The following is a 20,912-nucleotide window of genomic DNA, read 5'->3' on the forward strand; positions in this document are numbered from 1 at the left end:
CGCCGTTGCGCCGCGTTGCAAACAAGGCACGGAAGCGGCAACTGCCGCCGTCGTCCCGTTTTCAGACGGTACGGCCCGGCAGTTCGCTTACGTGCCGACCGGACCTGATCGCATCAGGCGCACTGGAGTGCGGCACCGCCGCAATGGAGCGGTTCAAGCGCGAAGGCAATGGAAGCAAAACAAAGGACTGCGGTTCCCGCACATCTCCCCAAGAACCCGCACATGGCGGCTGCCTCGAATCGGCGGCCGGTCGGGTTTGCATGACCGAAAAGGAATGTCCGCAATGAAAAGCAAAGCAAGCAAGTCCACGACCAGGACCAGCACCAAGACCAGCACCAAGACCGTCGCCGCCACCAGGGGCGCCTTCCTCAACGAGCGCACTGCGTTCAAGTCGTTGCTGCTGGCCAACCCCAACTACTTCGGCAACCTCGAAAAAAGCCCGTTCAAGCCGGTGCTGCCGATCAAGGGCAACACCCACTATGAATCGCTCGGCTGCCTCGGCTACCACCCGCAGCACAAGCATCTCGAAGCGGTCGTCTACATCCATCAGCCGGCCGGTTACGGTACCGGTATCTGCGGTCCCGGCAGCCCGGAGTACGTGCGCTTCTACCTGTCCTACGACAACGGCGCGAGCTGGGAAGACCAGGGCCTGACCAGCTTCCAGGCCCACAACGTCCCCGAGGGCACCAGCGGCAGCAATCGGCTCGAGTACGCGGCGCAGCTCAAGGTCGACCCGAAGCGCAAGCTGTGCGTGTTCGCACCGCTGATCCGCGCGCGCGCGATCCTGTCCTGGAACAATCCGCCACCGGCCAACCAGCCGCACTGGTCCCCGGTGTGGGGCAATGTCCGCGACGCCAACATCCTCGTCGAGCCGCAGCGCTTCTGGTTCCCGAAGGACCTGTTCGAGGTCGCAAAGGTCAAGTTCCCGCCGCAGCTGGCAGAGCTGCTGTCGCCGGACCAGCCGATCGCGACCACGCCCAAGGCGCTCAGCGCGATGCAACTGGCCACGCTGTACCGCGGCCAGGACGTGCCGGTGCACCGCTTCGCGTTCAAGGAGCTGGCCGCGTTCACCCAGTCGAAGCTGGAGCTCGGCGCCGAGTCGTTCTCCGCGCTGCTGCCGGGCCTCAAGTTCGATCCCAAGATCGTCGATCTGCTGTACCCGAAGACCGACGGCGACACCCGCTACGAGGAACTCAAGTGCATCGGTCTGGACCCGAACGCGCCCGACACCCTGGTCGGCGTGATCCAGGTGAAGAAGGCCTCCGGTTACTCCGGCGGTCCGTGTACCGACGGCAGCCGCGAGTACGTGACCTTCTGGGCCGACTTCGACGGTAATGGCAGCTTCGAGACCTGCCTCGGTACCGCCGACGTACGCGTCTACGACGTATCGGCCAGCCCGCAACAGGACGTGTACTACGCGGTACGGCTGCCGGTGAATCTCAACAAGTACCGGCGGCCGTGCAAGGACGGCCCGCGGCTGGTACGGGTCCGCGCGATCCTGTCGTGGAACGCGCCGGTACCGTGCAGCAACCCGAACTACGTGCCGGCCTGGGGCAACCGCGAGGAGACCCAGATCAACATCGCCCCCGCCGCGCAGGCGCCGGCCGGCAAGATCGCGATCCTCGGTGGCATCCCCGTGTCGATGATCGACAACGGCAGCGGCCTGACCACGCCGGATGCGGTGTTCGCGACCAACAACCTGCCGCCCGATCCGTTCGGCCGGGCGTGCCCGTTCGCCAGGCGGGTCACCGCGCAGGGCGCACCGTTGCTCGGCCACAGCTACAAGGTGGAAGTGATCCCGGCCGGTGGCGGCGCGCCGACCGCGGTGGTCAACAAGCTGGTCCTGACCCGCCAGAACGGCACCACCCACGAGCATCTTGCCGACCCGGCCACCGGACGCTTCGACTACGTCGACTTCACCCAGAACGTCAACAGCGTGCTGGCGCAGTGGGACAGCACCGGCGACGACAAGTGGCAGGTGCGGCTGACCAGCTATGCCGGCGCAGCCTCCAACCCGGCTGCGCCCACGGTGGGCAGCCCGGACACGCACCTGGTCCAGCTCGACAACACCGGGCCGGAAGCGTCGATCGAGATCACCGCCGGCACCGGCGATTGCGGCAAGTTCAAGATCGGCGACATGCTGCTTGGCCGGTTCGTGGCGCGCGACGATCATCTGCGCAGCTACAGCCTCGGGGTGGAGCCGGCGGTCAACCCGGCCGGGGTGGGCGTGCCGAGCCCATCGTCCGGCCTGTCCAACACCGCACTGGCACCAGGCGACAACTGGAGCCTCGACACCACGGGCATGAAGCCCTGCGGTTACGTGATTCGCGTGGTCGCGGTCGACCGGGCGATCGTCAACAGCCAGTCGGTCGGGCAAAAAGCCAGCCACAGCGCCGGCTTCTGCCTGGAGAAGTAGCCGCCTCCATTGCCGGCGCACCAGCGAAGGTGCGCCGGCTCTGCCGCTCGCGTTCGATCTCTGGTTCTCTTCGCTACCTGGCTGTCCCGACGTGGCCTGCCGGCTTTGACGGCGAATGTCCCCCGGCGCCCCGGTCATTCAACAGGCCCGGCGCTTTGATTGGGGAAAGAAACAAAAAGGAAGGGCCCGCAGTGCGGGCCCTCGAAAACCGGAGGACCTGGCCCCGCAGGGGGCCAGGTTGCTGCCGTCTTACTTCACCAGTTCCTGCACCGCCTCGAAGGCCCGTACCAGGCCATGGCCGTAGTAGTTGTCGCGGCCGGTCGCACCCAGGTCCAGCGCGGTACTGGTCATCGCATTGCGCACGGCCTGATTGGTCGCCGCCGGGTTGGCACTCCAGATGATCGCCGCCACGCCGGCCACGTGCGGGGTCGCCATCGAGGTGCCGTCCAGGTAGGCATAGCCGCTGGTGTCGGACTCGAAGACGCTGCTGACATTGGCGGTCGTGCCGATGCTGCCGGCCACCAGCGCCTGGCCATCTTCCTGGGTCATGCTGATCGCCGGGATGATCGAGCTGCCGCCCAGCGTTCCTGAGAAGCCGCCGGACACGTTGTTGTAGACCACCGCGGCCGCACCGCCGCCAGCGGTAACGTTGGCGACCTTGTCGGCGAAGCTGATGTCGCCGCGCTCGCACATCACCACCTTGCCGCTCCAGTTGCCGGCCGAGGTGCAGAGGCCGCCGTCGACCATCGCGCCGCTGGCGGTGGCCTGGATGCTGCCGTCCATCGCCGACACGATGTAGTCGCTGCCACCGGTGCTGAACGAGGCGCTCCTGGTCGGGTAGGTGCTCAGCACGCCCACGCCCGGGGCCGCAAGCTCGACCTGGTTGGTGTACTGCGAGAAGCTCGCGCGGACGTTGTTCTCGTCCACCGCGGCCACCGACACCACGCTGCTGTAAGAGGCCGGGTAGCTGTGGCGGTTGTTGCCGTCGTTGCCAGCCGCGGCGATGCTGAGCACGCCGCTGTTGTTGAGATTGTTGAAGGCGGTTTCCTCGCTCCTGTTCTTCATTCCGCCGCCCAGGCTCATGTTGATGACGCGGGCGCCGGCGCTGTGGCAGCGGTTGGCCGCGTCGACCAGCGAGGAGCTGTAGCTCCACTTGCACTCGCCGCCGTCGAACACCTTGATGATGTGCAGCGAGACCTTGCCCGGGCTGACGCCGACCACGCCGACGTTGTTGTTGGCTGCGGCAATCGTGCCGGCGACATGGGTGCCGTGGCCGCAGCTGTCGGTGTACCAGGTCTGGCCCGGGGAGGCGTAGCCGCTCATGCTGACGCCGGCGAAGTCCTCATGGTTGACGTTGATGCCGGAGTCGATCACGCAGACCTTGATGCCATCGCCTTCGGCGCCGACCGCCCAGGTCTGCGGCGCCTGCACGTTGTCGATGCCGTACGGCGTGACCTGCGCGTTCGCATAGCGCGGCACGTCCTGCTCGACGTACTCGATGTTCGGATTGCGGCCGAGGCCGTTCAATGCCTGCGACGGTACGCTGACCGCGAACGCATCGGCGCCGTGGATCTTCAGGTGGACCTTGCCGCCGGCCGCGCGCACCGCGGCTTCGGCCTGCGCGGCCGCACCGGGCTTGAACTTGATGATGACGCGGTTGGGGTCCGGTTGGCCGGCGAATGCGCTGGCGGACACGGCTACGGTCAATGCGGCCCCGAGGGCCAGCGCGAGTTGCTTGTGCTTCATGGAGTCTCTCATTGCAGTGAAGTTGCGAGAGCCTTGCCTGGCGGTGACTCGCCCCTGTATCCCCTTCGAGGCGAAGACGAAACCTAACAGGTGATGAACGTGTAAAAATGCGATTACAGTCACATCGAGGGTTGCGCTGGCAACCGTCCCGAACACACCGATGGTGGGGTGCGGTCGCAGCCGCTTGGCGGCTAGGATCGGGCCCTGCCTTCACCGGAGTCCGTCATGCACGCATCGCCTTTCAATCTGCTTGCCATTTCTGTCGCGCTGGCAGCGGCGCTCGGCATCGTCCCGTCCTCTTTCGCACAGGACGCCCAGCACCCGAAAGTCGCCGCCGCGGCGCAGGCGGTGAACGCGAAGGTCGTCGCCTGGCGCCGTGACATCCACCAGCACCCCGAACTCGGCAATCGTGAAGTACGCACTGCTGCGCTGGTCGCCGAGCACCTGCGCGAGCTGGGGTTGGAGCCGAAGACCGGCATCGCCACCACCGGCGTGACCGCGGTGCTCAAGGGGGGCAAGCCGGGGCCGCGCATCGCGATCCGTGCCGACATGGATGCGCTGCCGGTGACCGAGCGCACCGGGCTGCCGTTCGCGTCCAAGGTGACCACCACCTTCCGTGGCGAAACCACCGGGGTCATGCACGCCTGCGGCCACGACGCCCACACCAGCGTGCTGATGGGCGTGGCCGAGGCGCTGGTGGCGATGAAGGACGAACTGCCGGGCGAGGTGATGTTCATCTTCCAGCCCGCCGAGGAAGGCCCGCCGGACGGCGAGGAAGGCGGCGCCGAGGAAATGCTCGCGCAGGGCATCTTCCGCGATTTCAGGCCCGACGCGGTATTCGGCCTGCACGTGTTCTCGACCCTCAACGCCGGTCAGATCGGCGTGCGCGGCGGGCCGCTGATGGCGGCCTCGGACCGCTTCAATATCGTGGTCAAGGGCCGGCAGACGCACGGTTCGCGACCGTGGGGCGGGGTCGACCCGATCGTTGCCGCGGCCGACGTGATCGGCAGCGCGCAGACGATCGTGAGCCGCCGCCAGGACATTTCGAAGCAGCCGGTGGTGGTGACTTTCGGAGCGATCAAGGGCGGCATCCGCTACAACATCATTCCCGACGAGGTCGAGCTGGTCGGCACCATCCGCACCTTCGACGAGGACATGCGCCAGCAGGTGTTCACCGACCTGACCCGGGTGGCCGAAAAGGTGGCCGAGGCCCACGGCGCCATTGCCGACGCCCAGGTGCCCGACACCAAGGGCAACCCGGTCACCGTCAATGATCCCGATCTGACCGCGCGCATGATCCCGAGCCTGCAAAAGGTGGTCGGCGCCGGCAACGTGGTCGATCCCGGCCTGACCATGGGTGCGGAGGACTTCTCGTACTACGCCCGCGAGGTGCCGGGCCTGTTCTTCTTCGTCGGCTCGACGCCGAAGGGCAAGGACCCCAAGACCGCGCCGAGCAACCACTCGCCGGAATTCTTCCTCGACGAGTCCGCGCTCGACGTCGGCGTGCGCGCGTTGCTGCAGGTCGCGCTGGATTACCTCGACGATCCGCCGCAGGGCTGAGCGCCGCGATGCCGGGGAGAAGAACCTAAAATGCGGTCATGACCAACACCCCACCCTCGGCCGGCCTCCCGCTCGGCCGCCATGTCGACTATCCACGCCTCTACGATGCCGGCCTGCTGTTCCCGATCGCGCGTTCGCTCGGCCGCCGCGAGATCGGTATCGATGAAGCCGCGCTGCCGTTCGTCGGCATCGACCGCTGGCATGCCTACGAACTGAGCTGGCTGGATGCACGCGGCAAGCCGCGGATGGCGACCGCGACCTTCGAGGTACCGGCCGATTCGCCGTTCCTGATCGAATCCAAGTCGCTCAAGCTGTACCTGAACTCCTTCAATGCGACCCGCCTCGACGATGACGAGACGGTGCGCACGCGCATCGCCACCGATCTGTCGGCGGCAGCCGGCGCGCCGGTCGGGGTTGCGTTCGGACTGCCGCCAATGACGGTCGAGGGCGAGGGCGAATGCCTCGACGCGCTCGACATCGACATCGAGCACTACGGCCCGCCGCGTGCGGAACTGCTGTCCGCCGATGTCGGCAGGATTGTCGACGAGGTGTTGCACAGCGACCTGCTCAAGTCCAACTGCCCGGTTACCGGCCAGCCGGACTGGGCCACCGTCGTCATCGCGTACCGCGGGCCTAAGCTCGACCGCGCCGCGCTGTTGCGCTACCTGGTGTCGTTCCGCGACCACGCCGAGTTCCACGAGCAATGCGTGGAGCGCATCTTCACCGACCTGCTCGCACATGCCGCACCGCAGTCGCTGTCGGTGGAAGCGCGCTACACCCGTCGTGGCGGCCTCGACATCAATCCGTGGCGGGCCACGCCGGGCCATGATCGTCCAACTGCGACGCGCGACACACGTCAATAGGGGAAATCATTCAAGCGTCGAGCAAGGTCTTCACCCGGCCGCAATGATTCCTTAACAGGACGCGTGCGACTGTGCGCCCAACGACCCGCATCGGCGAGGACCGTCCTGGATGAGCACAGACAAGAAGCCCGACTTTTCCAACGTGAAGGGCGCGGTGAAAACCACCGAGGAGATCGTCAAGAAACCCGACTTCGGCAACGTGCAATCGTCGGTGCAATCGACCGAGGAGATCATCGATCCGGTCGAACAGGCCTACACGGTGGAGAAGGGCGACACGCTGTCGGCGATCGCCAGGCAGTTCTATGGCAAGGCCAACAAATGGCCGGTGATCTTCGAAGCCAACCGCGACCAGCTCGACAACCCTGACCGGATCATGCCGGGCCAGGTGTTGAAGATCCCGAGCATCGAACCCGAAAGCGGCGAGGCCTGAGCCCGCGCGCTGCATCTTCGAACCCCGATCTTCGAATCGGATCTTTGAATCCAGCTTCTTCGAATCGCTTCCCGAGGAGAACCGCATGATGCGTTACCGCTCGACCCACGCCGTTGCCGCGGCCCTGGTAGCCACCCTGGCCGTTGCCGGCTGCAAGAAGTCCGAGCCCGCACCGGAGGCCGCCGCGCCGTCACCCGCGCCCACATTCGAACCCGCCGCGCCGGAAGCGCCGGTCATGACCACCGTCTCGGTCAGCGGGGTCGAGCTCGGCACCAGCATCGGCGCCGACATGAACATCGAATCGCCGGCGAGCACCTTCGCCACCGGTGACACCATCATTGCCGCAGTGGCAACCGCGACCAGCGATCCGGCCGCGAACGTCACCGGCAACCTCGGCGTCAGGTGGACCTACGAAGGCGACACCCCGGTCCACGAGGAGTCAAAGGACATCGACTTCAGCGGCAAGGGCGTGACCACCTTCGAGATCAGCAAGCCCGATGGCTGGCCGACCGGCAACTACAAGGTCGAGGTGCTGCTCAATGGCGCCGTGGCCCAGAGCCGCGAATTCGAGGTCAGATAACCGGACGACGCGGTCGCACGGCGCCACCTCCCGCAATGTCGTGCGGCCGCTTCTTTCCATTCCCTCTCTCTCCGCCCGATTGGGTGGGCAAGCCCGGGCGCGATGCGAATCGCGCCCTTTTTTTGGCTCTTCTGCCAAGTGAGGGAGAGCTCGCCTTCTGCCGCTTGCGTTCTGCGTTCGATGCCGTTTCTCGCCGCTACCTGGCTGTCCCCACGCGACCTGCCGGCCTTGACGGCGAATGTCCCCCGGCCGCCGCCGATGGCGGCGGCCTCCTCCTTGATTTCGCCGTCAAGGCCGGCAGGCCACGTCGGGATCGCGCGGCCACGCTGGAACGCCAAGCAGACCCTCCCTGGGAGTGCGCTTCTGGAACCACCGGTCATGTCGGAACGCCGGGGGCGAAGGTCCTTGGGTGCGAAATCAAGGAGGAGGCGCCGGCCCTGGCCGGTGCCGGGGACATTCGCATCCAAGGGCCTTCGCCCCCGGCGCCCCGGTCATCCAACAGGCCCGGTGCTTTCCCCTCGGTTGGGCGAAGAACCTTTTTTCCTTGCCCGGGCCACAGATGGACGGGCGCGCTACCATGCGCGTCCCGAACCGCTGTCCGTACCGATGAAGATTCCCGCCTACCTCGACGACGACCAGATCGAACGCCTTGCCGGTCTGCTGGAGCAGCGCGCGGTACCGTTCCGCGGCTTCAACCTGGAGGCACTGGACGGCTACCTGAGCGCGCTGGTGGTCGGCCCTGACGAGGTGCCGGCGGCCGAGTGGATGCCGCCGGTCTGGGGCAAGCCGCCGCGCTGGGCCGACGAGGCCGAGCGCAGCGATGTCGAGGCGCTGCTGCTCGGCCACCACAACATGGCCGCCGCCCGCGTGCGCCACGGCGACGACGACCTGCCCGACCACCTCGCCCCGCTGTTGTGGCTGCCGGAGGACCCTGAGGGAGGCCTGCCCGAAGAGGTCGACGAGCACGATCTCGACGTCGGCCGCGACTGGGCACTGGGGTTCTTCACCGGCGTGTCGCTGCGCGAGGAGGCCTGGGACCGCTGGCTGGACGAGAACGACTGGATGGAGCAGATCTTCGGCCTGTTCGACCAGCTCGCCAGCGGCGAGGTGCTGGGCGAGGACCCGACCCAGCCGGCCACCCCGATCGGCTATCGCGAACGGCTGGAAATCATCGCCAGCCTGCCCGGCATGCTCGCCGACCTGCACCACTACCGCATTGACGCGCTGACCCCGCACGAGCCGCTTCGCCGCGGCGACACCCCGGCCCGCAACGCACCCTGCCCCTGCGGCAGCGGCCGCAAGTACAAGAAGTGCTGCGGCGCCGCCGCCAACGACGATTGAGGATCACGGCCGGGTCAGCCGTTCCAGCGCCGCCAGTGCCACCATCGCTTCCCTGCGCGATGCGCCGCACATCTCCATCGAGGGTCGCAGCGAGACGCAGAACCCCGGTCGTTCCGGCTGGCCGAACAGCCGGCAACGCGAATCATCGTCCAGTTGCACGCAAGGCATGCCCGCGGGCTTTCCGTGCGGCATGCCCGGAATCGGCGAGTTGATCGACGGCGCGGTGCAGCACGCGCCACACCCCGGGCGGCAGTCCATCGTTCAGTCGGCGGTCGTCAGCAGCGCATGCGAGGCGCGCAGCTCCTCGTAGACCGCGGTCGTGTCCGGGCGCACGCCGTGCCAGCGCAGGAACGCCTCGGCGGCCTGCTCGACCAGCATGCCGAGGCCGTCGATCACCACGTCGCCACCGGCCGCGCGCGCCCAGGCCAGGAACGGGATCGCGACTTCGCCATAGCTCAGGTCGACCGCATCGCCGCGCGGTGCGATCAGCGAGCTGGGCAGGAACGGCAGTGCCGCCTCGCGCGCGGCCGAGGTCGCGTTGATGACCAGGTCGAAGCCGCCAAGGCGGCGCAGGTCCTCGAAATTGCGCGGATGCACGCGGGCCGGTTCGCCCAGTGCATCGGCCAGCGCATCGGTCCGCGACGGTGTGCGGTTGACGATGTACAGCGACTTGATGCCGGCATCGAGCAATGCCGGCGCGACCCCGCGCGCGGCCCCGCCGGCCCCGATCAGCAGCACCTTTCGCCCGCGCAGGTCCTGTCCGTGGCGATCGGTCAGGTCGCGGACCAGGCCGAGGCCATCGGTGTTGTCGCCCAGCCAGCCGTGGTCCTGGCGGATCAGGGTGTTGGCGGCCCCGCAGCGGCGCGCGCGTTCGGTCAGCTCATTGCACAGCTCGGCCGCGCGCACCTTGTGCGGCAGGGTGATGTTGACGCCATCGCCGCCGCCGGCGGTGAATGCCTCCAGCGCGGCCTCGAACTGCTCCGGCGTGGCATCGATCGCGCTGTACTCCAGCGGGATCCTGCGCTGCTTGCTGAAGAAAGCATGGATGCGCGGCGACAACGAATGGGCGATGGGGTGGCCGATCACGGCAAAACGCTTGATCTCGGTCATGGGGGCCTCGCTTAGACTGGTGGAAGAAGAAACCTTGAACCAAAAATCCGAGGACATCCGATGAGGGCCATCGCCGCCGCCGCCATCGCCGCCACTGCTGTGTTCAGTTTACTCCCGGCCATGGCATGGGCCGCGTCAATGCCGGTTGCGGTCGCCGCCAGCGGTCTGTCCGAATACGGCATCGAGGGCATCCGCATGGTCTCGACCCCGGCCGACGAGGAAGGCGCCACGATCAGCGCCAATGGCCAACGCATCGTCTGGGCCGTGCGCGGCCGCGAAAGCGGCGCCGGTGGCAGCGACCTGTGGCAGGCCCGTCGGGTCGATGGACGCTGGCAGGACGCCGCCCCGCTCGCCATCAACACCGATGCCGATGAGGGCGACCCGGCCTTCAGCCCGGATGGCCACTGGCTGTATTTCAGCTCCAACCGCGACGGCGGCGCCGGCGGCTTCGACCTTTATCGCGCCACGGTGCTCGACGACGGCCGCATCGGTGCGGTCGAGCACCTCGGCCCGGCCATCAACAGCGAAGGAAACGAGCGCGCGCCGATGCCCGGTCCCGACGGCAGCGTGCTGCTGTTCGCCAGCGATGGCCATGGCGGTGCCGGCGGCCTCGACCTGCTGCTCGCGCGCTGGGATGGCGACGCCTTCATCGAACCGGTGCCGCTGCCCGGCACGGTCAACACCGCCGCCGATGAAACCGATCCCGCCTGGCTCGCCGGCGGCGCGACCCTGCTGTTCACGCGTGGCAATGCCGGCGTATCGCAGATCCAGGTCGCCCATTGCGACGGCGCCACCTACGGCGAAGCGGAACCGCTGAAGCTGTCCTTCAACAGCGCCGACGCCCGCACCTTCGCCCCGACCCCGGACTGGAGCAAACCGACCGAACTGCTGGTCGCCGGCAGCGCCCGTGCCCCGCGCGCCGGCGGCCTCGACCTCTATCGCGCGGTGTCGCCGAAGGTCGCCGGGCGGGCGGGGTGCCTGGATTGAGTCTCACCCCTCCCGCAGCCAGCGCGCGGCGTCGAGGGCGTAGTAGGTCAGGATGCCGTCGGCGCCGGCGCGCTTGAAGGCGAGGAGGGCTTCCATGACGGTTGCCCGCTCGTCGAGCCAGCCGTTCTGTGCGGCGGCCTTGAGCATCGCGTATTCGCCGCTGACCTGGTAGACGTAGGTCGGCATGCGGAATTCGTCCTTCACTCGCCGCACGATGTCGAGGTAGGGCAGGCCAGGCTTGACCATGACCATGTCGGCGCCTTCGTCGAGGTCGAGCGCGACCTCGTGCAGGGCCTCGTCGGCGTTGGCCGGGTCCATCTGGTAGGTGTGCTTGTTGCCCTTGCCCAGCGCCGCGGCCGAGCCGACCGCGCTGCGGAACGGGCCGTAGAACGCGCTGGCGTACTTGGCGCTGTAGGCGAGGATGCGGGTGTTGACGTGACCGGCCTCCTCCAGCGCGGCACGGATCGCACCGATGCGTCCGTCCATCATGTCGCTCGGTGCGACCACGTCGGCGCCGGCGTCGGCATGCGACTGCGCCTGCCTGGCCAGCGCCTCGACGGTGGCGTCGTTGAGGATGTAGCCGTCGTCGTCGAGCAGACCGTCCTGGCCGTGGGTGGTGTAGGGGTCGAGGGCGACGTCGGTGATCACGCCGAGCTCGGGAAAACGCTTCTTCAACGCCTGCACCGCGCGCTGGACGATGCCGTCGTCGGCCCAGGCGATGGCGCCGTCGGCGGTCTTCTTCTCCACCTCCGGCACGCCGAACAGGGTCAGCGCCGGCACGCGCAGCTCGCTGGCCTGCTCGGCCACGCGCAGCAGTTCGTCGATCGACAGCCGTTCGACGCCGGGCATCGAGGCGACCGCCTCGCGGCCGTCGCGCTCGTGGACGAAGACGGGGTAGATGAGGTCGTCGGCGGTGAGGACGTGCTCGCGCATCAACCGGCGCGAGAACTCGTCGCGGCGCATCCGCCGCATGCGGGTATCGGGATAGGCCATGCGCGGATTTTACGCCGATGGCCGGTGCCGCGCGTGGCGGCAGGGGAATTCAGATCACGCCGCCGCCCATGCCGAGCCGGACGATGCCGACCACGATCACGATGCCGTTGAGCAGCAGCCCGGCCTTGGCACGGCCGTTGCGCTCGCTGCGGGTGAACAGCACCCCGATCGCGCCGATCACCGCGCCAATGGCGGCGAACGGGATCAGGAACCAGTTGCCCCAACCGAGCAGCGGGATCAGCGCGACCACCATCCAGATCATCGCGACAATGCCCCAGAGCAGGCTGATCAGTCCCATCGTGCGTTCCTCCCGGCCGGGGCGACATCGCCCATTGCCGGATAGAGTGGCCGAAGTGGCGCGGTCATGCCTGTCCCGGAGGTCACGCCGGCGTCCGCTACGGCGGTGCCGTCATGTCCGAGCCGCCATCCCGACCCAAGGCCGAAATGGCGACATCGTCAGCCGTCATGCACGCCGTCGATCTCCATCAGCAGGTCGCGGCGGCAGATTGCGGCGTGCAGGACGATCCGCGGCACGTCCGGACCGAGCCGTTCGGCCAGCAGACGCTCGACCGTCGGGATCGCGTCGCGGTCGCGCACATAGACCTTGAGCCGGCTGCCGCCACCGAATCGGGGTGGCAGCGACGGACGTTGCTCGCGCGCGGTTGCGAACAGGCTGTCGAAGTTGGCGAAGGTCTCGGCGAGCTGGTCGGCGACCGATTCGGCGTGGCGGGTCTGGTGGCCGACCACCGCCGCGGTGCCCGACAACAGCAACGGCATCGTGCTGCCGGCCGGCGGCAACATCGCGCGGGCGAAGCTTGGAGGCTGCGGTCCGTACTGGCGTGGGTAGCGCCAGGCGCTGACCTGGCGCGGGTTCTCCAGTGGGCTGCCGGGGCGGCGCGCGGCCAGCCAGTAGACCTGCAGCCGGCGCACGCCATCGGTGCGGCCGATTGCGGTCGCCGCGGGCAGGGTGCCGGGGGCGATCACGCCGCCCGACGGGGCGATCCCGCGGGCGCGGCCGATGCAGAAGCGCCGGTAACGCTCGCTGTCGTCCTCGCCATGGGTGATGTCGGCGAGGTAGTTCCAGGACCGCAGCAGGTGCGGGTAGCCGCGGGCGTGGATGAAGGCTTCCATCCGCCGGTAGGTGTGTTCGGCGGCGGCCTCGATATCGGTGTCGTTGCCGACCAGCGGAGCCTCGTCTGTTTCCAGGGCGCCGAACAGCAGGGTGCCGTCCTCGGCCCATGCCAGCTCGCCGTCGCGGCCATGCCGGACCGGGCCGGTGCTGCGCCAGACTTCAAGCAATGCAGCGCCGTGCGGCTCCAGGCCGACCCGCAGGTAGCGCGGGTCGTCGCAGACGGGGGCATCACGGCCGAAGCCGAGTACCGCCAGCACAGCGTCATCGGTCAGCAGCGAAGCCGGGTCGGCCGCGACGTAGTCGACCGACAGCCGCGGGGCCCGGGTATCGAGGGCCACATTCGCGTTCATCGGCCGGTCTCCTGCAGTGCCGGCCTGGCGGGCGTCGTGCCGGCGGCGGCATTGGCGGCGTCGGCTTCCGTGGTCAGGGGCGTGGCCTGGTACAGAGTGTCGCCCTCGAAGCGGATCCCTACCTGCCGGCGTCGGCGCAGCCAGCCCTGCAGCGCGGCAGGGGCGAGCCGCAGCGCGGTCAATGCGTAGACCAGCCGGAACGCGCGCAGCCGCCGCAGCACGGCCGGGTTGTCGAACACATCGCCGGCCAGCATCGAGATCACCGCCTGTTCGATCTGCCAGTAGTTGCGTGGTTGGTTGAACAGTCGCTGCATGACCGGGGTGGTGAAGCGATAGATGAACCACTGGAAGTGGCGCAGGCCGCGCTTGAGCCGCTTCTCCATCGCCTGTTGCTGCGCATGTTCGCGGCCCGGATCGCGCAGGCTGGCGTCGACCACGGCCGCAGCCTGCTCGGCACTGTTCATGCCCAGGTAGACGCCGGAGGAGAACACCGGGTCGACGAAGGCATAGGCATCGCCCACCATCACCCAGCCAGGGCCGGACATGCGTTTGCAGGTATAGGAGTAGTTGCCGGTGACGTGGACGTCGCCGACGCGCTGCGCGCCCTGCATGCGCTCGGCGACCTGCGGCACCGACAGCAGGGTCTGCATCAGGAAGCCCTCGCTGTCGCCGCGGCGCTGCTTGAGGTACTCGGGGAAACACACCGCGCCGACGCTCATCACCCCGTCCGGGAGCGGGATCAGCCACATCCAGCCGTGCTCGAAACGCTGAACGGTGATGTTGCCGGCATCCTCGCCGGCGCGCCGCTGTACGCCGCGGAAGTGGCTGAAGATCGCCGCCGACTGGTGCCTGTCGTTCTTGCGCTTGAGCTTGAGCCGACGCCCGAGCACGGTGTCGCGGCCGCTGGCGTCGACCAGGTAGCGCGGCGCGAATACCCGTACGCGGCCGTCCGTATCGCGCGCATGCACGCGTGCGGGCCGGCCGTCATCGCCGAACTCGACCTGCTCCACCCGCACCCGCTCGCGCGCATCGACGCCACTGCTGCGGGCGTGGTCGAACAGCAGTTTGTCGAAATCCTCGCGCCTGACCTGGAACGCGTAGCCGAACTTCGCGTCGATCGCGCGATCGAAACGGAAGGTGTTCCAGTCGCCTGCGCGTCCGGGCTCGTCGATAATCGGAAAGTCGGCCCCCGGCTTGTGGACGCCGATCGCGCGCACCTGTTCGAGCACGCCGAGGCGTTCGAGGATCGGCAGGTTCATCGGCAGCAGCGATTCGCCGATGTGGAAGCGCGGGTGGGCGTCCTTCTCCAGCTGGACCACGCGCCAGCCGCGGCGGGCGAGCAGGGTGGCCGCGGTGCTGCCCGCCGGGCCGCCGCCGATCACCAGCACGTCGCAGGTTTCGGGGGCTGCGGCGGGCGGTGCATCCATGGCGGCGGGCTCGGTCATCACGACATGATAGCCGGGCGGCCGATCGCGAAACATGGCTCCGGCTTGCGCCGACGCGCCCGATGCCGGATCGTTGCGTCCCTGTTCCGCTGTCATGAAGACGCCTGATGTCCGTACAAACCGCCGCCGAACGCGAACTGGCCGAACTGCTGGTCGAGAGCCTGAACCTGGAAGAGGTGGCTCCCGAAGGGATCGACCCCGAGGCCCCGCTGTTCGGCGAGGGCCTGGGGCTGGATTCGATCGATGCGCTGGAGCTGGCGCTGGCGATCTCGAAGAAGCACGGCATCCAGCTGCGCTCGGACAGCGACGAGAACCGCCGCATCTTCGCCTCGCTACGCGCGCTGGCGGCGCACATCGACCAGCAGAAGGCGGCCTGAGCCGGCCTCGCGGCGGCCCGGGCTCAGTCACCATGCACAGCCTCCTGCCGCGCCTGCTGCTGGCGCTGGCCTATCCATGGCTGGCGCACTGGGCCGCTGGCGGCAGCGATCTCGCCGCCTCCCTGGCACTGGCCGACCTGGTCCTGATCGTGCTTGTCGAAGGGCTGTTATGCCGGCGGCTGCGGGCCTGGCTGGCCCTGGCCGCGGCGCTGGCGATGCTGGCCGCCCTGCATGGCACGGTGTGGCCGCGAGTGCTGCTGCTGGCGCCGCCGATGCTGTTCACCGGGCTGGTGGCGTGGTTCTTCGCCCGCAGCCTGGCGGACCCGCGCGGCGCCCTGATCACCCGCATCGTCGCTGCGCTGGACCGTTGCGAGCCGGCCGCGCTGCCGCCGCGGCTGCATCGCTATACCCGGCGCCTGACCGCCGCCTGGGCCGGGGTGATGACGCTGCTGTGCGTGGTCAACGGCCTGCTCGCCCTGATCGCGGTGCCGGACGGCGCCCTGGCCCTGCTGGGGACCCGCGCGCCGCTGACGGTGAGCCGCGAACAGTGGTCGCTGTTCGCCAACCTGCTCAACTACGGCCTGGTCGGGCTGTTTTTCGTCGGCGAGTACGCGTTGCGCCGGCGCTGGTTCCCGGCCCGGCCATACCGCAACTTCCTCGAGTTCATGCGGATGATGGGCCGGCTCGGCCCCGAGTTCTGGCGCGGGCTGTTCACCCGTCCCTGAGCGCCCCCGCATCCACGAACACTTGTGGACGCGGCTGGAGGTTTCTCCGTCCCGGCCCGGTATCCTGCGTGCATGGAATTCACCATCGCCCACGACCATCCATGCCTGCCCGGCCATTTCCCGGGCCGGCCGCTGGTGCCCGGGGTGGTGATCCTCGAGCGCGTGGTCGAGGCCGCGGAAGCCGCCGGTGCGGCGCCCGGCACCTGCTGGCAGTGGCCGCAGGTGAAGTTCCTGCAACCATTGCTGCCGGGCCAGACGGCACGTATCGAGCTTGATCGCGACGGCAGGCGCTGGCGTTTCCGTGTGCTGCATGACGGAACGCCGCTTGCCAGCGGCGAGCTGAAGGCCGGCGGCACATGAGCACGACCACGCCTGCATCGGGCAATGGCGACTGGACCCGGCGCCCGGAGGGTGGCGGTCGCGTCGCGTTCTGGCTGATCGGCACCTTCGCCCGCCGTTTCGGGCGTACCCCGGCACGGCTGCTGCTGTATCCGATCACCCTGTACTACCTGGCCATGCGCGGGCCGGAGCGGCGTGCCTCACGGGCCTACCTGGAGCGCATCCTCGGCCGTCGTGCGCGACTGCGCGATGTCGCCCGCCACATCCACACCTTTGCCGCCACCATCCTCGACCGGGTGTTCCTGCTGTGCGGACGGTTCGATGACTTCGAGATCGCGATCGAGGGGCTGGAGGCGCTCGTGGGCCGGGCCCAGCGCGGCGAGGGGATGCTGCTGTTCGGCTCCCACCTGGGCAGTTTCGAGGCCCTGCGTGCGCTGGCCGCGAAACACTCCGAAGTCCAGTTGCGGATCGTGCTCGACAAGCAGCACAACCCTGCCTTGACCGGGATGCTCGACGCGCTCAATCCGGAGCTGGCGCGCAATATCATCGATGCCGGCCAGGACGGTCCTTCGATCGTCCTCGCGATCCGCCAGGCCATCGATGACGGTGCCATGGTCGCGGTGCTGGCCGACCGTGTGCGTCCGGGCGAGACGGTCGAGCCGGTGCCGTTCCTGGGCGCGCCGGCGCCATTCCCGCTGGCTCCGTGGCTAATCGCCGCAGTGCTCGGTGCGCCGGTGGTGCTGGTGTTCGGCCTGTATCAGGGCGGGCGCCGCTACCGGTTGGTGTTCGAACCGTTCAATGCGGGCGGCACGATCGCGCGACGCGAGCGGGAACGAACGCTGTCGCAATGGGTCCATCGCTACGCTGCGCGGTTGGAGTCGCATGCCCGCAGCGCCCCCTTCAACTGGTTCAACTTCTACGATTTCTGGCAGAACGACGATGCGCGAATCCCGCCGACCGCTGTTGCTGGCGCTACTGCTCACGACGACGCTTCCGTTGCACGCGGGGCCGATTGAGCAGGCGATCGAGCCGGCTGTCGACGTGCCCGGCAGCGTCGACAGCCCGGCCGGGGCCGATTGGGTGCTGGCGAAGATCGCGCGGCCGGCGCCGGCGCGCACGCCATTTCTCGAACTGCGCGGCTCGGCCTTGCTCAAGGCGCCGCTGCGGGTGGTCGGCGAGTATCGGCGTGAAGCCGACGACGCCCTGATCCGGCAGGTGCTGTCGCCCTACACCGAAACCACCACGATCGCCGACGGCATGGTCAGGATCGAACGCGACGGTCGTGCCGCGCGACGCTTTTCGATGTCGCGCGCACCCGAACTGGCCGCGTTGCAGGCCAGTTTCGGCGCGTTGCTGGCCGGCGACCGCGAGCGGCTGGAGCAGCACTACGATCTCGAGGTCGAGGGCAGCCGTCGCGCCTGGTCGCTGCACCTGTCGCCGCACGATCCCGACCTCGCCGCCCGCGTTTCCGGCATGACCTTGTACGGCCGTGGCGCCGAACTGCGCTGCATCGAGAGCACGCCGGTCGATGGTGGGGTCCAGCGCAGTCTGCTGGCCGGCGCGGTCATCGATGCCGAGGGCGTCGATGACCCGGCCGCATTGCAGGCGCTGTGCCACGGCGATGCCGCGACGGAGGGCGGTGGATGACGGCGCCAAGGCGTCTGTTGCTGGTCCTGTTGTGGCTGGGCCTGCTGCTCGCGGCCGGGTTCTGGATCGGCCAGCAGTTGCAGCTCAGCGGCGACCTGCGCCGGTTCATGCCGGGCGCGCGCACCCCGGCGCAGAAGTTGTTGATCGAGGAATTGGGCGAAGGCCCGGGCGCGCGCCTGCTGCTGGTGGCGCTGTCGGGCGATGCGCCGGCCGAACTGGCGCGGCAGTCGCAGGCCTTGCGCGGGGCGCTTGCGGACAGCGAACCCGATGAAGCGCATTTCGACGTCGTCGCCAACGGTGACGATGGCGGCCTCGACGCCGTGCCCGAACGCCTGCGTCCGTATCGCTACCTGCTGTCGGCTACGGCCGACCGGCAATCCCTCGACCGCGCCTGGCTGGCCGACGAGCTGGCCCAGCGCGTGCAGGATCTCGGCTCGCCGGCGGCGGATCTGATCGAACCGCTGTTGGCCCGCGATCCGACCCTGGAAGCCCTGAAACTGGCCGAAGCCTGGCAGCCGCCGGTCGCACCGGAGAAGCGCCACGGGGTCTGGTTCGACCGCAACGGCAACCAGGCCCTGTTGCTGCTGGAAACCCGCGCCGCCGGCTTCGATCCCGCAGGCCAGCAGGCGGCGCTGGCTACCTTGCGTGAGGCCTTCGACACGGTCCGCGGCGACAGCCCATCCGAGCTCATCGTCAGCGGCACTGGTGCCTTCTCCGAGCAGATCGCCGCCAATACCCGGCGCGAGGCGACCCTGTTCGGCAGCCTCGGTGGTTGTGGCTTCGCGCTGATCCTGCTGCTCGCCTTCCGTCGCTGGCAGGTGCCGCTGTTGGCCGCACTGCCGGTTGCCAGCGCCGGTCTGGTCGGGCTGGCTGCGGTGGCGCTGCTGTTCGCCGACGGGGTGCACGGAATCACTCTCGCGTTCGGCTTCACCCTGATCGGCGTCGCCGCCGACTACCCGATCCATCTCTTCAGTCACCTGCGTCCGCAGCAGCCGCCACGCGACAGCGCCCGCCTGATCTGGCGCACCCTCGCCACCGGTGTCGCCTCGACCTGCCTGGCCTACCTGACCTTCTTCGTCTCCGGTGTCGATGGCCTGCGCCAGCTGGCGGTGTTCACCGTCACCGGCCTTGCCACCGCCGCGCTGGGCACCCGTTTCCTGCTGCCCGCCCTGCTTGTGCCGGCGTCGAGCGACATTGCCGAAGGTCCACGCATGGCGCGCCTGCTCGAAACCATCGAACGGCTGCCCCGGCCGGCGATGCCGGTCGTGCTGGGCGTGGCGGCGCTGGCGGTCGCGGTGATCGTGTTCGTGCCCGGCACCTTCTGGCAGAACGACCTGGCCCGGCTGACCCCGGTGCCGGAAGATGCGCTGGCACGCGACCTGCAACTGCGCGAGGCGCTCGGAGCGCCGGACGTGCGTTATCTGATTGCGATCCAGGGCGAGGATGTCGAGTCGGTGCTGATCCGTTCCGAGCAGTTGCGTCCGGCGCTGGAAACCCTGCGCGCCACCCACGTGATCGTCGGCTACGACATGGCCGCGCGCTATCTGCCCAGTGCGGCCACCCAGCGCCAGCGCCAGGCGCGCCTGCCGGATCCGGCGACCCTGCGCCGCGAACTGGCCGCGGCATTGGCCGGCGGCCCGTTCCGTGCGGATGCTTTCGAAGGCTTCATCGAAGACGTCGAGCATGCGCGTACGGCCACACCGCTGCGGGCCGGCGACCTCGTCGGCACTCCGCTGGAGGCCACCCTGGCCGGCCTGCTGCTTACCGGCGAACGGTTGTCCGACGATGGCCGCGCCACCGCGCTGGTCTCGCTGGCCGGCCTGGCAGATCCGGACAGTGTGGCCCAGGTTGCCCGGGCCCACGATGTGCAATTGCTCGACCTCAAGCAGGCGTCCGAGTCGCTGGTCGCCGAATACCGCACCCGGGTGCTGTGGGCGCTGGCGCTGGCGGTGCTGCTGATGGCCGGTGGCGTGTACGTGATGTTGCGCGACCTGCGCCGCACCCTGCGCGTGCTCGCGCCGATGCTGCTGTCGACCGTGCTGGTGCTGGCGCTGTTGCGCGGCTTGGGAGTCGAGTTGAACCTGTTCCACCTGGTTGCGCTGATGCTGGCGGCCGGGCTTGGGCTGGATTACGCGCTGTTCTTCGACCATGCAGGCGGCGACCATGCCGAGCAGTGCCGCACCCTGCACGCGGTCATGGTCTGCGCGGCATCGACCCTGCTGGTGTTCAGCCTGCTTGCACTGTCGTCGATCCCGGTGCTGCGTGCGATCGGCACCACCGTCGCGCTGGGGGTGTTGTTCAACCTGGTGCTGGCGTTGCTGGTCACGCGTCGGTCGGCGTTGCGCGTATGAAGGCGCCCATACCCGTACGCGATGACATCCTTGCGCTGGTTCCGCACCAGGGTGCGATGTGCCTGTGGGATGAGGTGCTGGGCTGGGACGACGGCACGATCCGGTTGCTGGCCGGCAATCATCGCGACCCCGGCCATCCGCTGCGTCATCACGACAGTTTGTCCGCGGTGCACCTGTGCGAATACGGCGCCCAGGCAATGGCCGTGCATGGAGGCCTGCTCGCCCGCCGCGACGCCCTGCCGGCGCGCGCCGGCATGCTGGTCGCATTGCGTGGTGTCGAACTGGCGGTCGCGCGCATCGACGACCTCGATGGCCCGCTCATCGGCGAAGCCGAACGCCTCGCCGACAGTCCGGCCAGCCAGCTCTACACCTTTCGCATCCTGCACGCCGACCGCGTGATCGCGCAGGGCCGGGCGACGGTCGCCCTGGGCGAGCCGCGGCAAGATGATCAGGAGGGCCCCCGGCTGTGAGTCGCGAGGTCCATGCGAGTGCTGAGGCGCGCGTGTAAGCTGCGACCTCC

The 20,912-nt window shown here is 68.7% G+C and carries 20 protein-coding genes and 1 pseudogene; 14 read left to right on the plus strand and 7 right to left on the minus strand.

The annotated features are described in order from the left end of the window. The first annotated feature begins 283 nt into the window (after nucleotides 1–283). On the plus strand, nucleotides 284–2,416 hold the full coding sequence (locus tag FKV23_RS00710; protein WP_141622139.1) for a hypothetical protein: 2,133 nt from the start codon (nucleotides 284–286) through the stop codon (nucleotides 2,414–2,416). A 249-nt stretch (nucleotides 2,417–2,665) separates the two neighbouring features. Here FKV23_RS00710 and FKV23_RS00715 read toward each other — a convergent pair whose 3' ends face one another. After that, nucleotides 2,666–4,162 carry a S8 family serine peptidase gene (locus tag FKV23_RS00715; protein ID WP_141622140.1) on the minus strand — a complete coding sequence of 499 codons (1,497 nt, stop codon included), beginning with the start codon at nucleotides 4,160–4,162 and terminating at the stop codon, nucleotides 2,666–2,668. A 225-nt stretch (nucleotides 4,163–4,387) separates the two neighbouring features. Here FKV23_RS00715 and FKV23_RS00720 point away from each other — a divergent pair, with 225 nt between their 5' ends. The 5 genes from FKV23_RS00720 (at nucleotide 4,388) to FKV23_RS00740 (ending at nucleotide 8,936) form a co-directional block, all read left to right on the plus strand. Further along, complete coding sequence (locus FKV23_RS00720) at nucleotides 4,388–5,722, plus strand: M20 family metallopeptidase (RefSeq protein WP_141622141.1); 1,335 nt, start codon at nucleotides 4,388–4,390, stop codon at nucleotides 5,720–5,722. Nucleotides 5,723–5,760: 38 nt separating this feature from the next. After that, nucleotides 5,761–6,585, plus strand: a complete 825-nt coding sequence (queF, locus tag FKV23_RS00725; protein ID WP_141622142.1) for an NADPH-dependent 7-cyano-7-deazaguanine reductase QueF — start codon at nucleotides 5,761–5,763, stop codon at nucleotides 6,583–6,585. Nucleotides 6,586–6,694: 109 nt separating this feature from the next. Next, nucleotides 6,695–7,015 carry a LysM peptidoglycan-binding domain-containing protein gene (locus FKV23_RS00730; protein ID WP_141622143.1) on the plus strand — a complete coding sequence of 107 codons (321 nt, stop codon included), beginning with the start codon at nucleotides 6,695–6,697 and terminating at the stop codon, nucleotides 7,013–7,015. Between the two features lie 85 nt (nucleotides 7,016–7,100). Beyond that, nucleotides 7,101–7,595 (plus strand): hypothetical protein, encoded by a 495-nt coding sequence (locus FKV23_RS00735; RefSeq protein ID WP_141622144.1) that lies wholly within the window; start codon nucleotides 7,101–7,103, stop codon nucleotides 7,593–7,595. Between the two features lie 606 nt (nucleotides 7,596–8,201). Continuing rightward, nucleotides 8,202–8,936 (plus strand): UPF0149 family protein, encoded by a 735-nt coding sequence (locus tag FKV23_RS00740; protein ID WP_141622145.1) that lies wholly within the window; start codon nucleotides 8,202–8,204, stop codon nucleotides 8,934–8,936. Nucleotides 8,937–8,939: 3 nt separating this feature from the next. Here the strand turns inward: FKV23_RS00740 and FKV23_RS17075 are convergent, their stop codons facing one another. After that, on the minus strand, nucleotides 8,940–9,194 hold the full coding sequence (locus FKV23_RS17075) for a YkgJ family cysteine cluster protein (protein ID WP_167284864.1): 255 nt from the start codon (nucleotides 9,192–9,194) through the stop codon (nucleotides 8,940–8,942). A gap of 3 nt (nucleotides 9,195–9,197) precedes the next feature. After that, on the minus strand, nucleotides 9,198–10,046 hold the full coding sequence (aroE, locus tag FKV23_RS00745) for a shikimate dehydrogenase (RefSeq protein WP_167284866.1): 849 nt from the start codon (nucleotides 10,044–10,046) through the stop codon (nucleotides 9,198–9,200). Nucleotides 10,047–10,166: 120 nt separating this feature from the next. Here aroE and FKV23_RS00750 point away from each other — a divergent pair, with 120 nt between their 5' ends. Further along, a complete protein-coding gene (locus FKV23_RS00750) occupies nucleotides 10,167–11,033 on the plus strand; it encodes a TolB family protein (RefSeq protein ID WP_141624962.1) in 867 nt (288 codons plus the stop codon). 3 nt (nucleotides 11,034–11,036) lie between these two features. Here the strand turns inward: FKV23_RS00750 and hemB are convergent, their stop codons facing one another. From hemB to FKV23_RS00770, 4 genes and pseudogenes are all read right to left on the minus strand, one after another. Then, entirely contained in the window at nucleotides 11,037–12,026 is a 990-nt protein-coding gene (hemB, locus tag FKV23_RS00755) for a porphobilinogen synthase (RefSeq protein ID WP_141622146.1), read from the minus strand. A 49-nt stretch (nucleotides 12,027–12,075) separates the two neighbouring features. Further along, on the minus strand, nucleotides 12,076–12,324 hold the full coding sequence (locus FKV23_RS00760; protein WP_141622147.1) for a hypothetical protein: 249 nt from the start codon (nucleotides 12,322–12,324) through the stop codon (nucleotides 12,076–12,078). A gap of 158 nt (nucleotides 12,325–12,482) precedes the next feature. Continuing rightward, nucleotides 12,483–13,508, minus strand: coding sequence for a chorismate transformation enzyme, FkbO/Hyg5 family (locus FKV23_RS00765; RefSeq protein ID WP_141622148.1), 1,026 nt, complete (start codon nucleotides 13,506–13,508; stop codon nucleotides 12,483–12,485). 80 nt (nucleotides 13,509–13,588) lie between these two features. Next, nucleotides 13,589–14,953, minus strand: a pseudogene (locus FKV23_RS00770) (NAD(P)/FAD-dependent oxidoreductase); the annotation flags it as partial. A gap of 107 nt (nucleotides 14,954–15,060) precedes the next feature. Between FKV23_RS00770 and FKV23_RS00775 the strand changes: the two are divergent. The 7 genes from FKV23_RS00775 (at nucleotide 15,061) to FKV23_RS00805 (ending at nucleotide 20,862) form a co-directional block, all read left to right on the plus strand. Beyond that, nucleotides 15,061–15,330 carry a phosphopantetheine-binding protein gene (locus FKV23_RS00775; protein WP_141622150.1) on the plus strand — a complete coding sequence of 90 codons (270 nt, stop codon included), beginning with the start codon at nucleotides 15,061–15,063 and terminating at the stop codon, nucleotides 15,328–15,330. Nucleotides 15,331–15,362: 32 nt separating this feature from the next. Continuing rightward, complete coding sequence (locus FKV23_RS00780) at nucleotides 15,363–16,055, plus strand: COG4648 family protein (protein ID WP_167284869.1); 693 nt, start codon at nucleotides 15,363–15,365, stop codon at nucleotides 16,053–16,055. A 72-nt stretch (nucleotides 16,056–16,127) separates the two neighbouring features. Next, on the plus strand, nucleotides 16,128–16,415 hold the full coding sequence (locus tag FKV23_RS00785; protein ID WP_141622151.1) for a hypothetical protein: 288 nt from the start codon (nucleotides 16,128–16,130) through the stop codon (nucleotides 16,413–16,415). Further along, nucleotides 16,412–17,410 (plus strand): LpxL/LpxP family acyltransferase, encoded by a 999-nt coding sequence (locus FKV23_RS00790; RefSeq protein ID WP_141622152.1) that lies wholly within the window; start codon nucleotides 16,412–16,414, stop codon nucleotides 17,408–17,410. Before FKV23_RS00785 ends, FKV23_RS00790 begins: the two co-directional genes overlap by 4 nt. Continuing rightward, nucleotides 17,334–18,041, plus strand: a complete 708-nt coding sequence (locus tag FKV23_RS00795; RefSeq protein WP_244244053.1) for a LolA-related protein — start codon at nucleotides 17,334–17,336, stop codon at nucleotides 18,039–18,041. The genes FKV23_RS00790 and FKV23_RS00795 overlap by 77 nt, the downstream gene beginning before the upstream one ends. Continuing rightward, on the plus strand, nucleotides 18,038–20,392 hold the full coding sequence (locus FKV23_RS00800) for an MMPL family transporter (protein ID WP_141622153.1): 2,355 nt from the start codon (nucleotides 18,038–18,040) through the stop codon (nucleotides 20,390–20,392). Before FKV23_RS00795 ends, FKV23_RS00800 begins: the two co-directional genes overlap by 4 nt. Beyond that, entirely contained in the window at nucleotides 20,389–20,862 is a 474-nt protein-coding gene (locus FKV23_RS00805) for a phosphotransferase (RefSeq protein WP_141622154.1), read from the plus strand. The genes FKV23_RS00800 and FKV23_RS00805 overlap by 4 nt, the downstream gene beginning before the upstream one ends. Nucleotides 20,863–20,912 lie beyond the last annotated feature (50 nt).

This window comes from Lysobacter alkalisoli, from assembly GCF_006547045.1.
Lineage (GTDB): Bacteria > Pseudomonadota > Gammaproteobacteria > Xanthomonadales > Xanthomonadaceae > Marilutibacter > Marilutibacter alkalisoli.

Coding starts and splice junctions, on each gene's coding strand:
- FKV23_RS00730 (WP_141622143.1), top strand. CDS start 6,695: ATGAGCACAGACAAGAAGCCCGACTTTTCCAACGTGAAGGGCGCGGTG.
- FKV23_RS00805 (WP_141622154.1), top strand. CDS start 20,389: ATGAAGGCGCCCATACCCGTACGCGATGACATCCTTGCGCTGGTTCCG.
- FKV23_RS00715 (WP_141622140.1), bottom strand. CDS start 4,162: ATGAAGCACAAGCAACTCGCGCTGGCCCTCGGGGCCGCATTGACCGTA.
- queF (WP_141622142.1), top strand. CDS start 5,761: ATGACCAACACCCCACCCTCGGCCGGCCTCCCGCTCGGCCGCCATGTC.
- FKV23_RS00750 (WP_141624962.1), top strand. CDS start 10,167: ATGGCATGGGCCGCGTCAATGCCGGTTGCGGTCGCCGCCAGCGGTCTG.
- FKV23_RS00720 (WP_141622141.1), top strand. CDS start 4,388: ATGCACGCATCGCCTTTCAATCTGCTTGCCATTTCTGTCGCGCTGGCA.
- FKV23_RS00765 (WP_141622148.1), bottom strand. CDS start 13,508: ATGAACGCGAATGTGGCCCTCGATACCCGGGCCCCGCGGCTGTCGGTC.
- FKV23_RS00735 (WP_141622144.1), top strand. CDS start 7,101: ATGATGCGTTACCGCTCGACCCACGCCGTTGCCGCGGCCCTGGTAGCC.
- FKV23_RS00785 (WP_141622151.1), top strand. CDS start 16,128: ATGGAATTCACCATCGCCCACGACCATCCATGCCTGCCCGGCCATTTC.
- FKV23_RS00740 (WP_141622145.1), top strand. CDS start 8,202: ATGAAGATTCCCGCCTACCTCGACGACGACCAGATCGAACGCCTTGCC.
- hemB (WP_141622146.1), bottom strand. CDS start 12,026: ATGGCCTATCCCGATACCCGCATGCGGCGGATGCGCCGCGACGAGTTC.
- FKV23_RS00760 (WP_141622147.1), bottom strand. CDS start 12,324: ATGGGACTGATCAGCCTGCTCTGGGGCATTGTCGCGATGATCTGGATG.
- FKV23_RS17075 (WP_167284864.1), bottom strand. CDS start 9,194: ATGGACTGCCGCCCGGGGTGTGGCGCGTGCTGCACCGCGCCGTCGATC.
- FKV23_RS00780 (WP_167284869.1), top strand. CDS start 15,363: ATGCACAGCCTCCTGCCGCGCCTGCTGCTGGCGCTGGCCTATCCATGG.
- FKV23_RS00775 (WP_141622150.1), top strand. CDS start 15,061: ATGTCCGTACAAACCGCCGCCGAACGCGAACTGGCCGAACTGCTGGTC.
- FKV23_RS00790 (WP_141622152.1), top strand. CDS start 16,412: ATGAGCACGACCACGCCTGCATCGGGCAATGGCGACTGGACCCGGCGC.
- FKV23_RS00795 (WP_244244053.1), top strand. CDS start 17,334: ATGCGCGAATCCCGCCGACCGCTGTTGCTGGCGCTACTGCTCACGACG.
- FKV23_RS00800 (WP_141622153.1), top strand. CDS start 18,038: ATGACGGCGCCAAGGCGTCTGTTGCTGGTCCTGTTGTGGCTGGGCCTG.
- aroE (WP_167284866.1), bottom strand. CDS start 10,046: ATGACCGAGATCAAGCGTTTTGCCGTGATCGGCCACCCCATCGCCCAT.
- FKV23_RS00710 (WP_141622139.1), top strand. CDS start 284: ATGAAAAGCAAAGCAAGCAAGTCCACGACCAGGACCAGCACCAAGACC.